At 50.5% G+C, this 14,611-nt stretch carries 13 protein-coding genes and 1 pseudogene; 7 read left to right on the forward strand and 7 right to left on the reverse strand.

Annotated elements, in window-relative coordinates; genetic code table 11:
• The first annotated feature begins 195 nt into the window (after positions 1-195).
• Positions 196-450: a DUF2534 family protein gene (locus tag N7E69_RS19920; RefSeq protein WP_000605645.1), complete on the forward strand. Its 255-nt coding sequence runs from the start codon at positions 196-198 to the stop codon at positions 448-450.
• 54 nt (positions 451-504) lie between these two features.
• Here N7E69_RS19920 and uspE read toward each other — a convergent pair whose 3' ends face one another.
• From uspE to ogt, 3 genes are all read right to left on the reverse strand, one after another.
• Complete coding sequence (uspE, locus tag N7E69_RS19925; RefSeq protein ID WP_001262150.1) at positions 505-1,452, reverse strand: universal stress protein UspE; 948 nt, start codon at positions 1,450-1,452, stop codon at positions 505-507.
• A 150-nt stretch (positions 1,453-1,602) separates the two neighbouring features.
• Positions 1,603-2,355, reverse strand: coding sequence for a fumarate/nitrate reduction transcriptional regulator Fnr (gene fnr, locus N7E69_RS19930; RefSeq protein ID WP_000611914.1), 753 nt, complete (start codon positions 2,353-2,355; stop codon positions 1,603-1,605).
• A 195-nt stretch (positions 2,356-2,550) separates the two neighbouring features.
• Positions 2,551-3,066 (reverse strand): methylated-DNA--[protein]-cysteine S-methyltransferase, encoded by a 516-nt coding sequence (gene ogt / locus N7E69_RS19935; RefSeq protein ID WP_000945036.1) that lies wholly within the window; start codon positions 3,064-3,066, stop codon positions 2,551-2,553.
• A gap of 257 nt (positions 3,067-3,323) precedes the next feature.
• Between ogt and smrA the strand changes: the two genes are divergently transcribed.
• The 4 genes from smrA (at position 3,324) to dbpA (ending at position 8,441) form a co-directional block, all read left to right on the forward strand.
• On the forward strand, positions 3,324-3,887 hold the full coding sequence (gene smrA / locus N7E69_RS19940) for a DNA endonuclease SmrA (RefSeq protein WP_001046799.1): 564 nt from the start codon (positions 3,324-3,326) through the stop codon (positions 3,885-3,887).
• A gap of 410 nt (positions 3,888-4,297) precedes the next feature.
• Positions 4,298-5,452, forward strand: a complete 1,155-nt coding sequence (locus tag N7E69_RS19945) for a methyl-accepting chemotaxis protein (protein ID WP_000945627.1) — start codon at positions 4,298-4,300, stop codon at positions 5,450-5,452.
• A 145-nt stretch (positions 5,453-5,597) separates the two neighbouring features.
• Positions 5,598-6,581, forward strand: coding sequence for a zinc transporter ZntB (zntB, locus tag N7E69_RS19950; protein ID WP_000387374.1), 984 nt, complete (start codon positions 5,598-5,600; stop codon positions 6,579-6,581).
• 486 nt (positions 6,582-7,067) lie between these two features.
• Positions 7,068-8,441, forward strand: coding sequence for an ATP-dependent RNA helicase DbpA (gene dbpA, locus N7E69_RS19955; RefSeq protein WP_000123677.1), 1,374 nt, complete (start codon positions 7,068-7,070; stop codon positions 8,439-8,441).
• Between the two features lie 43 nt (positions 8,442-8,484).
• Here dbpA and ttcA read toward each other — a convergent pair whose 3' ends face one another.
• Entirely contained in the window at positions 8,485-9,420 is a 936-nt protein-coding gene (ttcA, locus tag N7E69_RS19960; RefSeq protein ID WP_001156217.1) for a tRNA 2-thiocytidine(32) synthetase TtcA, read from the reverse strand.
• Between the two features lie 51 nt (positions 9,421-9,471).
• Positions 9,472-9,675: pseudogene (locus N7E69_RS19965) on the reverse strand (tyrosine-type recombinase/integrase); the annotation flags it as partial.
• On the opposite strand from N7E69_RS19965, the gene N7E69_RS24490 reads away from it, so the two are divergent.
• Positions 9,631-9,783, forward strand: a complete 153-nt coding sequence (locus N7E69_RS24490) for a hypothetical protein (RefSeq protein ID WP_000089155.1) — start codon at positions 9,631-9,633, stop codon at positions 9,781-9,783. The pseudogene N7E69_RS19965 and the gene N7E69_RS24490 overlap by 45 nt on opposite strands.
• Positions 9,776-10,114, forward strand: coding sequence for an SMR family transporter (locus tag N7E69_RS19970; RefSeq protein WP_000159240.1), 339 nt, complete (start codon positions 9,776-9,778; stop codon positions 10,112-10,114). The genes N7E69_RS24490 and N7E69_RS19970 overlap by 8 nt, the downstream gene beginning before the upstream one ends.
• A gap of 49 nt (positions 10,115-10,163) precedes the next feature.
• Here N7E69_RS19970 and uspF read toward each other — a convergent pair whose 3' ends face one another.
• Together uspF and nifJ are read right to left on the reverse strand one after the other, a co-directional pair.
• Positions 10,164-10,598: a universal stress protein UspF gene (uspF, locus tag N7E69_RS19975; RefSeq protein ID WP_001082296.1), complete on the reverse strand. Its 435-nt coding sequence runs from the start codon at positions 10,596-10,598 to the stop codon at positions 10,164-10,166.
• A 481-nt stretch (positions 10,599-11,079) separates the two neighbouring features.
• Positions 11,080-14,604 (reverse strand): pyruvate:ferredoxin (flavodoxin) oxidoreductase, encoded by a 3,525-nt coding sequence (gene nifJ, locus N7E69_RS19980; protein WP_001193267.1) that lies wholly within the window; start codon positions 14,602-14,604, stop codon positions 11,080-11,082.
• Positions 14,605-14,611: the final 7 nt, after the last annotated feature.

The following is a 14,611-nucleotide window of genomic DNA, read 5'->3' on the forward strand; positions in this document are numbered from 1 at the left end:
TGATTAACAGGTATTTTACCCAGGATAAACGCGTAGATCATCGATAAGTAAAAAGAAGAAATAGTGCTATCAGCTTTAATCTCAGTGGTTTACTTTTTATGTAAATACAATGTCACGTTTTATAGGGCAGACATCGCGTGATTGTCATGATATTGTTGCTATCAGGTAACAAAGCCATCTGTAAAGGACAATACTATGATCATGATGAAGCTGAAATCGGCGAAGGGGAAAAAATTTCTGTTATGCCTGCTGGCAGTGTTTATCGTTGCGGCATCGGTGGTAACGCGCGCGACTATCGGCGGTGTGATTGAGCAATATCATATTCCACTGTCCGAGTGGACAAGCTCTATGTATGCCATTCAGTCGGCAATGATTTTCGTTTACAGTCTGGTGTTCACTATTCTGCTGGCGATTCCTTTGGGGATCTATTTCCTCGGCGGAGATGAGTAACAGGAATAGGGTATTGGCCGGATGGCAGTGCCATCCGGCAGGACAGAAGAGGGATTAATCGTCCTCGTCGTCCAGTTCAACCGGTGTTTGATACTCATCAGGCTTAATGACTAACAGGTCGCAGCGCAGATGGTCAATGACCTGTTCGGCCGTGTTCCCCAGAAACGCGGCTGAGAGTCCGGTACGTCCAACGGTGCCAAGCACAACGATCCCCGCCTGGAGATGTTCGGCAAGATCCGGGATAACTTCTTCCGGCAAACCTTTTTCTACATGCGTAACTTTTTCATCGATGCTGAATTTCTGGCGCAGCGCTTTCATCGCCAGTAAATGCTGGCCTCTGATGGCGTCGTTATACACGCTGGGATCAAATTCCGGCAGCTCAATGGCAATATTGATTGGCGTAACGGGGTAGGCGCCGACCAGGTGTACTTCGGTATGATTAACCTGCTCCGCCAATTGTAAGGTCTCTTTTACCAGCTTTTCGTTGAGAGCATTGTGATAGGGCTCTTCGCTTGCCAGGTTCACGGCGACCAAGGCTTTGCCGCCTTCTGGCCACGGCTGATCTTTGACCATCCACACGGGGCTTGGGCATTTACGCAGCAAATGCCAGTCGGTAGGGGTAAAAATGACCGCTTCCAGTCGATCGTGCTGATGCGCCATTTTCAACACCAGATCGTGACTGCCGGCGATAACCTCCTGGATGATGGCCTCAAAGGGACGATTGTGCCAGACCACTTTAATTTCAATGGGGACACCGGCTTCAAGATAATATTTCGCCTGCTCACGTATCCAGGCTGTGCGTTGACTTATTACGCCCTGACGCATTGCGGTGCGTTCGTCAGGAGAAAGCAGGGTGGTCATCTCATACGAGAAATCGTAAATAGGCAGGAAAGCTTTAATTTTGCCGCCAATCCGTTGATGCAAATAAACTGCTCGCCGTAATGCGGGTTGGTCGTCCTGATTGGAATCGATGACCACCAGCATATTTTGATACATAGCCATACAGGGTCTCCTTACAACTGTCATCGCAGTTTGTAACTAAAGAGTAACTCAAATATGGTGAATGAAACAGAGGAAGCGCTTCTGCCAGATCAATAAATGAGAAAAATTTAACGATATGGCAGAAGATAACATCAATGGTTTAGCTGACATTTAAGCGACGTTGCGGGTATGACCGGCGAGGGCCGCCAGCGCATCGCTGTTTTCAATAGTAATATACTTACCTTTCACCGCCAGCATACCGCTTTTCTGGAAACGCCCCAGCAGACGGCTAATGGTTTCGACCGTTAAGCCCAGATAGTTGCCGATATCGCCACGGGTCATTGTCAGGCGGAATTCACGCGGTGAGAAACCACGCTGCGCAAAGCGGCGGGACAGGTTGTAAATAAACGCGGCCAGACGTTCTTCGGCGTTTTTCTTCGACAATAACAGGATCATATCCTGATCGCCTTTAATTTCACCGCTCATCAGACGCATCATTTGCTGACGCAGGTTAGGCATTTTGCCGGACAGGTCATCCAGTGTCTCAAAGGGTATTTCACATACCATTGAGGTTTCCAGCGCCTGTGCAAAGCTCGGATGATGACCGCTGCCAATGGCGTCAAAACCCACCAGGTCGCCTGCTAAATGGAATCCAGTAATCTGCTCATCGCCTTGCTCGGTAATGGTGTAGCTCTTAATCGTTCCGGAGCGGATAGCATAGAGCGATTTCAATTCATCACCTGCTTTAAACAGAGTTTGCCCTTTCTGAATGGGCTTTTTGCGCTCGATGATATTATCAAGCTGATCAAGCTCATGCTCGTTAAGTGTGAACGGGATGCAAAGCTGGCTGATACTGCAATCCTGGCAATGGATAGCACAACCGCCAGACTGAATGCGCCGTATAATTCGCTTTTCCGGGATCATAGGTCTGCTCAAGCCGTAATTGATATTTGTCAATTTTAACATCTTTTTGGTGAGCGCGTAAGTCTGAGCTATCCCGGAGAAGGAATAATTCAAGTATAAGTTTGATGAATACTTTTATCTATTTGAAAATACGTAATTTATTTGTTGTTGCTTTACATAAAAGTGTGACCGATAAGGCACTTTTTGCCTGTATATTCATAATAAAAGATAGCCTTCATGGCGTAATAGCCACTCTTTTCGCTGCACGCCGCCTGCGTATCCGGTCAGCGTGCCGTTACGCCCGATGACGCGATGGCAGGGAACAACAATACTGATGGGGTTAGCACCATTCGCAGCACCGACTGCGCGTGCGGCGCCCGGTCGTCCCAGTTGCGCCGCCAGTTGACCATAGTGCATCACCTGCCCGCAGGGGATAGCACGCAACGCCTGCCATACTTCCCGTTGAAAAGGCGTGCCCCCCGTGGCGGTTTCCAGGGTATCAATTACGGCGAGATTGCCTGCAAAATAATCTGCAAGCTTATCGCTGAGTCCACCGGGGTTAGTCGCGGAAACGCGTTCATAGCCTTCGTGACGGTAGTGGATATTTAGCAGTTGCTCCATACGATCGCGGTACTGTTCCCACTCAATGGCCCGCAGTCGAAACTGCTCATCGCAAACTACCCATAACGGACCTAATGGCGTGGCTATCTTCTCTTCAAGTAATCTCAGCATCCGTTCTCTCACATCGTCTTAGCCTAACGTAAGAGACAAGATATCATGCCAGGAATACCCGCAACCATACTCCTTAAAAGATAGTCAGGGATAACACATTTAGCGCCAGTAATATCGTTGGCGGAGAAAAAGGGAGCAGGGTGAGGCGGTTAATTGCCTGACATTGTCGCTGTTATTGGAAATAACTGTAAACCGTTGTCGGTATAACTGGGCACGGTTATGATAACGGCAGTCGCAAAAACGCTGGAGGATGAACCATGAACCTTGACGATAAAGCGCTGTTTCTTGACGCCATGGAGGATGTCCAGCCGCTGAAACGCCATACTGATGTACACTGGCAGCCAACGCGTAATCTTAAAACGCCCCAGCGTATCGACACGCTTCAGCTTGATAATTTCCTGACGACGGGCTTTCTGGATATTCTGCCGCTGAATGAACCGCTGGAATTTCGTCGGGAAGGATTGCAGCAGGGTGTCATCGACAAGTTACGCAGTGGGAAATACCCTCAGCAGGCCAGCCTCAATTTGTTACGCCAGCCGGTCGAAACGTGCCGAAAAATGCTGTTTCGTTTTATCCTGGAGGCGCAGAAAGAGGGGTTGCGTAATGTCCTGATCATTCATGGTAAAGGGCGAGAGGCGAAGTCGCATGCCAATATCGTCCGAAGCTATGTGGCCCGTTGGTTGACAGAGTTTGAAGATGTACAGGCTTATTGTTCGGCGCTGCCGCACCATGGCGGCGGCGGGGCATGTTATGTCGCGTTACGTAAAACAGTGCAGGCTAAACAGGATAACTGGGAGCGCCATGCGAAGCGTAGTCGGTAAATCGTTGCCGCTGGCGGACAGGACCGCCAGCGCAAGCTCGCGCGAACCCGATTTTATGCCTGATATAACGCCTCATCCAAACGCTCAGGATTCTGCAAGAGAACGGGCGATAACGCTGTCCGCGGTAATAACACGGAGAAACAGTCATTCGCTTATTTAAGCGTCTATTAAAATATACTGGCTTTCGACTTAACTATTAAGCAGAAAATGGTGATAAGTACATCACTTGTCAATATGGATGGATGAATATCCTGGCATAGCGAATATAGGTGATTTTATCTGTTGCACTAAGGGAAATGGCGATGGTCTGGTATTGAATATGGAGAATGTCAAAGAAACGAATGGCAATAGGTATCTGAAATGCTATAAAAATAAAACCTGTCTCCTATCCTGGTTGTAGGCCGTCAAAAATGTTGAGAAATATCAGCGTCAGGACATGCATTATTCTATTCATGGTATGTACGTTTCTTTTGGTGGATACTTTACAAATAGCTTTTCTGCACGAGCTCCCTATTTTAATTACGTGTAATATCATTTATCTGATCTCGACATTACTGCTTTGGTGGTATATGACCTGCTATCTGGTAGTGCCAATTAATACCGTGAAGAAAAGTATTGAAGAGGTCGCAGCAGGAAACTTGTCTATTCATATCTCCGAATTTGGCAATAATTGCGCCGGGCGACTCATCCCCGGGATTAATAGTCTGTCGGATAATATTTCCGCGCTGGTACGTGAAATCAGATCCTCTTCGCAAACGGCAATGACCCTTTCCGAACAACTGGCGGCGCGCAGTATGTCGCTATCCGTAAAGACGGAACAGCAGTCGGCCTCGTTAATTCAAACTGCCGCCAGTATGGATGAAATGGCGGCGAGTACCAAAAACAATGCGGATAATACCCGAATGGCGAGCATACAGGCGGATTGTGCAACCCAATGCGCCCGTAAAGGCGGTGAATTAATGGTGCGGGTTACAGAAAATATGCGTTCTATTACCGACTGTGCCTCGCAGATGACGGAGATTATTTCATTGATTGACGGTATCGCATTCCAGACTAATATTCTGGCGCTTAACGCGGCGGTAGAGGCTGCGCGGGCGGGCGATCATGGAAAAGGTTTCTCCGTGGTGGCCGGGGAAGTGCGTAATCTGGCGCATCGTAGCGCTGAGGCGGCAAAAAATATCAAGGCGCTGATCGACGTTACGCATGACAATGTGCGGCAGGGGGCCGCCATAGTGCAGGAGGCTGAAAAAAATATGCAGGAGATTGTTGGCGGCTCCGGGCAATTAAACGTGCTGATGAGTGAAATTTCCACCACCACGCGGGAGCAGGAAAAAGGCATTAACCAGATAACCCTGGCGTTGAGCGATCTGGAAAGCGCAACCCATAGCAATGTCTTAATGGTTGAAGCGCTATCTGCTTCTTCGGATGTTTTAAAGGCGCAGGTGATCGAGTTACAGACTAAAACCGACAAATTTCGTTTAAGCCAGCCGGGTTACAGTGAACATGCGCTGTCACGCTCTCATGTATCACCTCTTTCGACCATCACCAGGCGCGGCCAGGCCTGATAATACATGTTTGGTAAGCGCCTGTTGCTAAGGCGCTTTTTTCGCACGTTCCCGTCATTCTTTTTGCGCAATGAGAAAATGAGAGATTGCTTAACCTTTCCCGAAAGCTAGACTAACGGCATGAGAGTTGTAACGTGGAGGCGCTGTGGAAGCCATTAAGGGATCGGATGTGAACGTGCCGGATGCCGTTTTCGCATGGCTACTGGATGGTCGTGGTGGAGTAAAACCGCTCGAAGATAATGATGTGATCGATAGTCAGCATCCCTGTTGGCTACATCTTAATTATACCCACCCGGACAGCGCCCGCTGGTTGGCTTCAACGCCTTTACTCCCCAATAACGTGCGTGATGCGCTGGCTGGTGAAAGCTCGCGCCCGCGCGTAAGTCGTATGGGGGAAGGGACGCTCATTACGCTGCGCTGTATTAATGGCAGTACTGACGAACGCCCGGATCAATTAGTAGCAATGCGTTTATATATGGACGAGCGATTCATTGTGTCTACCCGTCAGCGAAAGGTTCTGGCGCTGGACGATGTGGTCAGTGATTTGCAGGAGGGCACCGGGCCCGTAGATTGCGGCAGCTGGTTAGTAGATGTGTGCGATGCGTTAACCGATCACGCCAGTGAATTTATTGAAGAGCTACACGATAAAATTATCGATCTGGAAGATAATCTTCTCGACCAGCAAATCCCACCGCGCGGTTTCCTCGCATTGCTACGTAAACAGCTAATTGTTATGCGCCGCTATATGGCGCCGCAGCGCGACGTCTATGCCCGGCTTGCGAGTGAACGGCTGCCGTGGATGAGCGACGATCACCGGCGAAGAATGCAGGATATCGCCGACAGGCTGGGAAGGGGGTTGGATGAAATTGACGCTTGTATCGCGCGTACTGGCATCATGGCGGATGAAATTGCCCAGGTAATGCAGGAGTCTCTGGCGCGCAGAACTTATACCATGTCGCTTATGGCGATGGTTTTTCTGCCCAGCACCTTTTTAACAGGGTTATTTGGCGTTAACCTGGGCGGTATTCCTGGCGGCGGATGGCGGTTCGGCTTTTCTCTGTTTTGTATTCTGTTAGTTGTCCTGATCGGTGGTGTTACTTTATGGTTGCATCGCAGTAAATGGTTGTAACAAAAGCGCTTTTCAGACCATTTCGAATGAAAAAACGCCGAGAAATTTGAGCGAAGTCAATAAACCATCTACCTATTCGGGGCAATATCTCTCTCGCAGGTGAATGCAACGTCAAGCGATGGGCGTTGCGCTCCATATTGTCTTACTTCCTTTTTTGAATTACTGCATAGCACAATTGATTCGTACGACGCCGACTTAGATTAGTCGGCTTTTTTTTGCCTGTAGACTATCTGCGTCTACCCTTTAAGAGTCTGAATGACATTCTGGAGGGTAATATGAGCTGTCTTTTGACCTTATTATATCTACACTCGTCCTTGTCGGACCCGATTCCCACTGACCCTGTTCCCATTCCTGAGCCGCTTCCCCGTCCTCAGCCGATGCCCGACCCGCCGCCGGACGAAGAACCGATTAAAATGTCGCATCAAACGCCCGGATCTGCGAGGATACGCGCCTGCTGACTATGAGTCGTTACCGCGAGAGTAAATTGTGACCGCTTTTTCAACCCTGAATGTTTTGCCCGCCGCCCAGCTCAATAACCTTACTGAGCTGGGCTATCTTGAGATGACGCCTGTACAGGCCGCAGCATTACCCGTCATTCTGGCGGGAAATGATGTGCGTGTGCAGGCCAGGACCGGTAGCGGCAAAACGGCGGCGTTTGGTCTTGGGCTCTTGCATCGAATTGACGTCAGTCTGTTCCAGACACAGGCGTTAGTGCTGTGCCCGACGCGGGAGCTGGCGGATCAGGTTGCCGGAGAGTTACGTCGCCTGGCCCGTTTTCTGCCAAATACCAAAATTCTGACCTTGTGTGGCGGGCAACCCTTTGGCGCACAGCGCGACTCGCTTCAGCACGCTCCGCATATCATTGTCGCGACGCCGGGGCGCCTGCTGGATCATTTACAAAAAGAAACCGTATCGCTGGATGCGCTGCATATTCTGGTAATGGATGAAGCAGACCGAATGCTGGACATGGGATTCAGTGACGCCATTGATGAGGTGATCCGCTTTGCGCCTGCGACGCGCCAGACGTTATTGTTTTCAGCAACCTGGCCTGAGGCCATCGCGGCGATTAGCGGTCGTGTACAGCAGCAGCCAATACGTATTGAAATCGATACGGTAGATGCGCTACCGGCTATCGAACAACAGTTCTTCGAAACGTCTGCGCATGAAAAAATTTCGCTGCTACAAACGTTGCTTAGCCAGCATCAGCCAGCGTCCTGCGTGGTATTTTGCAATACCAAAAAAGATTGTCAGGCCGTTTGTGATGCGCTTAATGCGGTAGGACAAAGCGCGTTGGCGCTCCACGGCGATCTGGAACAACGCGACCGCGACCAGACGTTGGTGCGTTTTGCAAACGGTAGCGCGCGCATTCTGGTTGCCACCGACGTTGCCGCGCGAGGATTAGACATTAAATCGCTCGAACTGGTGGTTAACTATGAACTGGCCTGGGACCCGGAGGTGCATGTCCATCGTATTGGCCGTACGGCGCGCGCGGGAAGCAGCGGCCTGGCGATCAGTTTCTGCGCGCCGGAAGAGGCGCAGCGGGCGAATATTCTTTCAGAAATGCTGCAACTCAAGCTGAACTGGCTGAATGCGCCCGCCCGGCAGCCGTCACTCCCTCTGGCCGCAGAGATGGCTACCCTATGCATTGACGGCGGCAAAAAAGCGAAAATGCGTCCGGGAGATATTTTGGGCGCGCTGACCGGCGATATTGGATTAGACGGGGCGGATATTGGCAAAATTAACGTGCATCCAATGCACGTTTACGTCGCCGTACGTCAAGCAGTAGCGCAAAAAGCCTGGAAGCAGTTGCAAAACGGGAAGATCAAAGGCAAGTCATGCCGGGTACGGCTATTAAAATGATCGATAGCATGGCGTCTCAGCGGAGTGCTGAGACGCCTGCAGATTATTTCACTTCGATAACATCAAGCCGCAACGCCTCTAAGGCGGTGTCATCTTCTTCCGGCTGCCAGCCAGCGGGCTGCAAGGGAATCTCTTCACGATCGAACGCTAAATCGCCGCCGTCGACGACCTCGGAACCGTGAGTGATTCCTTTGAAATCGAACAGGTTAGTGTCACAAAGGTGAGACGGCACGACATTCTGCATGGCGCTAAACATCGTCTCGATCCGTCCAGGATAGCGCTTATCCCAGTCGCGTAGCATGTCGGCAATCACCTGGCGTTGCAGGTTTGGTTGCGAACCGCACAGATTACAAGGAATGATAGGGAAGGCTTTGGCCTCAGCAAAACGGACAATATCTTTCTCGCGGCAGTAAGCCAGCGGGCGGATCACGATATGTTTGCCGTCATCGCTCATCAGTTTCGGCGGCATCCCTTTCATTTTTCCGCCATAGAACATATTCAGAAACAGGGTTTGCAGAATATCGTCGCGATGGTGGCCCAGGGCGATTTTGGTCGCGCCCAGTTCAGTCGCCGTACGATACAGGATACCCCGACGCAAACGCGAGCACAGCGAGCAGGTGGTTTTTCCTTCCGGAATCTTTTCTTTCACAATGCCGTAGGTGTTTTCTTCGACGATTTTATATTCTACGCCCAGCTGCTCAAGGTAGGCTGGCAGGATATGTTCCGGAAAACCTGGCTGCTTTTGATCGAGGTTGACGGCGACCAGTGAAAAATTGATCGGGGCGCTTTGCTGCAAATTACGTAAAATTTCCAGCATCGTATAGCTATCTTTGCCGCCAGAAAGGCAAACCATAATGCGATCGCCTTCTTCAATCATATTAAAATCGGCAATCGCTTCGCCAACGTTACGGCGCAGGCGCTTTTGCAACTTGTTGAGGTTGTATTGCTCTTTCTTTGTATTCTTTTGAATTTCTTGCATTATTTCAGTTCTCTGGTACTAAATGGGGCAAATTGGGGGCAAACTTTGCAATTACGATAACCGCGCATTCAACATCGCTACTTGTTCGTCGTTCATGTCATCAATCCACATACCGTAAATTTCATACACCATCTGCGCAGTTTCATGCCCCATTTGGCTGGCGATAAATGCCGGGTTCGCTCCTGCCGTCAACAGCCAGCAGGCAAAAGTATGTCGCGTATGGTACGGATTACGGCGACGAATGCCAGCACGTTTTTATGGCAAGATACGCAATGGTTCAAAAGCGTCTTTATTCTGTCATCCGTATTACTTAAGATATCATCACGACCCGAAAAATATTGGAACGAAGAGATGTATGACTAAAGAAGCTGTAATCTTTCTATTTATCGCCATCGTGGTAGAAGTTATCGCCACGATCTCATTAAAATTATCAGATAGTTTTACGCGTCTGGTACCGAGCCTCGTTACTATCATCGGATATTGTATTGCGTTCTGGTGTCTTACCATCCCAATGCGAACCATCCCTGCGGGTATCATTTATGCTATTTGGTCTGGGGTAGGGATTGTTCTTATTGGATTGATAGGATGGTTATTTCTCGGCCAAAAACTGGATATGCCGGCTATTATTGGCATGTTGCTTATCATCTGCGGCGTAATCGTAATCAATCTGTTTTCAAAAAGTGTCAGTCACTAGGCGATGATGATTGATTTGAGCCCGCACTCTCTTATGCGGGCTCGGGTATTTAGCGTACCACCAGTACGGAGCATTCCGCATGACGCACAACGGCTGCGGCGTTGGAACCCAACAGATAGGTAGTAATATCCGGGCGATGCGAGGCGATAATCACCATATCGGCCGGTAATTTTTTTGCCATTTCCAGAATCTTATCTTTAGGAGAGCCTTCTGCAACGTGAGCCTGCACGCGGTCCGCAGGAAGGTTGAATTTCTTGATAATCGCTTCCAGTTGAGATTTGGCTTCGGCTTTCAAATCGTCCATTGCGGGAAGCTCTGCTGAATAAGCCAGTCCCAGTGAAGCGTAATAGGGCAAAGACGGGATTACAGTCAAAAAGTGCACTTTAGCGTCGTCAATCTTTGCTTCAGCTTCAACATGCGAAATTACGCGTTGAGTTAATTCTGAATCTGAAATATCGATGGGTACAAGAATCGTTCTGTTCATAAAACCTCCTGTTTAAGTATCCACTGAAATTCTACTCCCTAAAGGCACTTTATGTACAATGACATACGTCACATTTTAGGTGCTGCTCCACGATACTCTGCGGGGACTGCCTACAGGGGAGGGCGACGTAATATTACGCGTATTCCACGTAAATAATCAGCGAGTTGACGTTAAAACGTTATTTCTGCCTTGTCAGGAAAGACCTAAAAAGAGATGTTACCGTTTAATTCAATAATTAATGAAATAATTCGCAGTGAAATAGATATAATTTATACGAATGCTTTTGGGGGTATTATACGAAATAAAAATTATACAATATCATTCGGTTACGATATTCTACGCCTGTTATATGCCTTTATTGTCACATATTCATTTTGTCGCTGGGCCATTGCGTTAACCTTTGCTTTCCAGCGTATAAATTGACAAGCCCGAACGGATGTTCGGGCTTTTTTTGTTTCCAGGTTAATCCTTAGAATATTTTTTAATCTGCGCCGGGTTTTTCCGCTTTTCCTGCCAGCAAGGCAAGAAAGTCATAGCGTTTTTGCAAATCCAATGCGGCATCTCGCCATAATTGTTCAGCTACTTCAGGCTGTTGCGCATTCAGGCGACGGAAACGCTGTTCATTAAGCAACGTTTCCGCCAGGGCATCAGACGGTGGCCGAGAGTCCAGAGCCAGCGGCGGCTTGCCTTCATCCGCACGGCGGGGATCAAAGCGGTATAACGGCCAGAAACCGGTCGCCGTTAACTGGCGCATCTGGTCATGGCTTAGCGCCAGATCGTAACCATGTTCCTCACAGGGGCTATAGGCAATGATCAGCGACGGTCCTGGCCAGGCTTCGGCCTCCTGGATGGCTTTCACCGTCTGGTTTAACTGCGCGCCCAGCGAAATTTGCGCGACATAAACATGACCATACATCATCATGCTGACGCCAAGATCTTTACGGGCTTTACGCTTGCCATGTTCGCCAAACTTAGTGACGGCGCCAAGCGGCGTCGCCTTCGACGCCTGGCCGCCAGTATTGGAATAACACTGCGTATCCAGAACCAGAATATTGACATTCTCCGTCAGGCTTAACACATGGTCTAAACCGCCAAAGCCGATGTCGTATGCCCAACCATCGCCGCCAATCAGCCAGATTGATTTTTCTACCAGCGCATCAGCATCCTTTAACAGTTCCTCTGCGCCCGCAACCGATTTCAGATGTTGGCGTAATGCGGCGACCTGTTCACGCCGAACGTCAGGCGTTGCTTCGGCATGCAGCGCATCGTTTAATTCCGCCGGAATGCGATCGGCGAATTGCGCCAGTAAACGCATGACGCGCGCCCGGTGCTGATCCACACTCAGACGGAAACCGAGGCCAAATTCCGCGTTATCTTCAAATAGCGAATTCGCCCACGCCGGGCCGCGTCCGTTGGCATCGGTGGTATAAGGCGTAGAGGGTAAGTTACCGCCGTAAATAGAGGAACACCCCGTGGCGTTAGCGATTAACATTCTGTCGCCATATAACTGAGTCAGCAGTTTAATATACGGCGTTTCACCGCAGCCGGAACAGGCGCCGGAATATTCAAACAGCGGCGTAATAAGCTGCGATGTGCGGATATCAATTCGTTCCAGTTTGCTGCGATCGATTTCCGGTAAGTCGAGGAAAAAGTCATAATTCACTTTCTCTTCTTCCACATGCTCCAGGCGCGACATCATGTTAATAGCCTTGATCTGTGGATTTTGCCGATCTTTAGCCGGGCAGACCTCTACGCATAAATTACAGCCAGTACAGTCTTCCGGCGCGACCTGCAGCACATATTTCTGGCCGCGCATATCGCGGGACTTCACGTCCAGCGAATGCAGACTGGCTGGCGCGTTCTCCATCGCCTGCGGGGAAACGACTTTTGCACGAATCGCCGAGTGAGGGCAGGCGGCGACGCAGTGATTACATTGTGTACACAGTTCCTCTTTCCAGACAGGAATCTCTTCGGCGATATTGCGTTTTTCCCAGCGGGTGGTGCCCATTGGCCATGTTCCGTCCGGCGGCAGGGCGGAAACAGGCAGTGCGTCGCCGAGGCCCGCCAACATGGCGGCGGTAACGGTTTTCACGAAATCCGGCGCGGCGTCGGAGACGACCGGCGGGCGATGCGCGCTATGCGGATTAACCGCCTGCAACGGCACTTCCGCCAGCGATTCCTGCGCCAGAGCCAATGCCTGCCAGTTACGCTCAACCAGATCCTGTCCTTTGCTGCTATAGCTTTTGGCAATCGCGCCCTGCAGCTCAACCAGGGCGCTATCGCCCGGAAGAATATGCGTCAGGTGGAAGAAAGCCATTTGCATGACGGTATTGATGCGGGCGCCAAGTCCACATTCGCGGGCGATTTTCGCCGCGTTAACCACGTAAAAACGCGCCTTTTTCTGATTCAACACCGCCTGAACTTCTTGCGGCAGACGCGACCAGACCTCGTCGGCGCTGTACGGCGTATTAAGCAGAAAGATACCGCCGGGCTTCAGACGCTCCGCCATCTGATATTTATCGATAAACTGTAATTGATGGCAGCCGACAAAATCCGCCTGAGCAATTAAGTAAGCGGAACGAATGGGTTTTTCGCTGACGCGCAGGTGCGATACCGTGAGCCCGCCAGCTTTTTTAGAGTCATAAACGAAATAACCTTGCGCATACCACGGCGTAGAATTACCGATAATTTTAATATTATTTTTCGTGGCGGATACGCTGCCGTCGCTTCCCAGACCGTAAAATAACGCTTCAAGTTTAGCGCTGCCGGGCAGGGTATTTTCCGGTAATGGCAGCGAGAGGTTAGTAACGTCATCATAAATGCCCACCGTAAACCGTGGCTTGGGTTTCGCACGGCTGAGTTCATTAAAGACCGCCAGTACGCACGCCGGGCCGAACTCTTTGGATGATAGCCCATAACGGCCGCCAATGGTGCGCGGCAACGTTTCGCGCTCGCCATTATTAAAGGCCTCCGCCAGTGCGGTCATCACGTCCAGATAAAGCGGCTCGGCCTGGGCGCCAGGCTCTTTGGTGCGATCCAGCACGGCGATAGCGCGAACGGTTTCCGGTAATGCCTGTAACAAATGTTTGGCGGAGAAGGGGCGGAACAGACGGACTTTCAGAACGCCGACCTTTTCTCCGCGTATCAGTAGCTCGTCCACGACCTCTTCGCAGGTGCCGAGGGCGGTGCCCATCATTATGATGACGCGTTCAGCCTGGGGATGGCCATAATATTCAAATGGCTGGTACTGACGGCCCGTAGCGTCGCCAAATGCCTTCATCGCCTCTTCAACATGATCATAAACGGCGTTGTACCACGGGTTGGTCGCTTCGCGAGACTGGAAGTAGGTGTCCGGATTCGCTGAAGTTCCACGAATCACCGGATGTTCCGGATTCAGCGCGCGGGCGCGGTGAGCGTCGATCTCCGCCTGCGGCATCAGGTTCAGAATGGTTTCATTCGTTAGCGGTATAATTTTGTTGATTTCATGCGATGTACGGAAGCCATCAAAAAAATGAATAAACGGAACGCGGCTTTTCAGCGTAGCCCTGTGTGCGATCAGCGCAAAATCCTGCGCTTCCTGAACGCTGGCGGCGCATAACATCGCGCAGCCTGTCTGGCGGACCGCCATCACATCGGAATGGTCGCCAAAAATAGAAAGCGCGTGTGTGGCGACAGTGCGCGCGGCAACGTGCAGTACAAACGGCGTGAGCTGCCCCGCCAGTTTATACAGCGTTGGAATCATCAGCAGCAGCCCCTGCGATGATGTAAATGACGTAGAAAGCGAACCGGTTTGTAACGCACCGTGAACGGCGGCGATCGCGCCGCCTTCCGACTGCATCTCTACCACACGCGGCGTATCGCCCCAGACATTTTTAAGCCCATTGCCGGCCCAGGCATCCGCTTGTTCAGCCATTGTTGAACTGGGCGTAATCGGGTAAATGGCGATAACCTCGCTGGTACGGAACGCCACCGACGCTACTGCGCCATTACCGTCAATTGTTTGCATATGACAC

This window comes from Salmonella sp. 3C (assembly GCF_025426275.1).
GTDB classification, from domain to species: Bacteria; Pseudomonadota; Gammaproteobacteria; order Enterobacterales; family Enterobacteriaceae; genus Salmonella; species Salmonella enterica.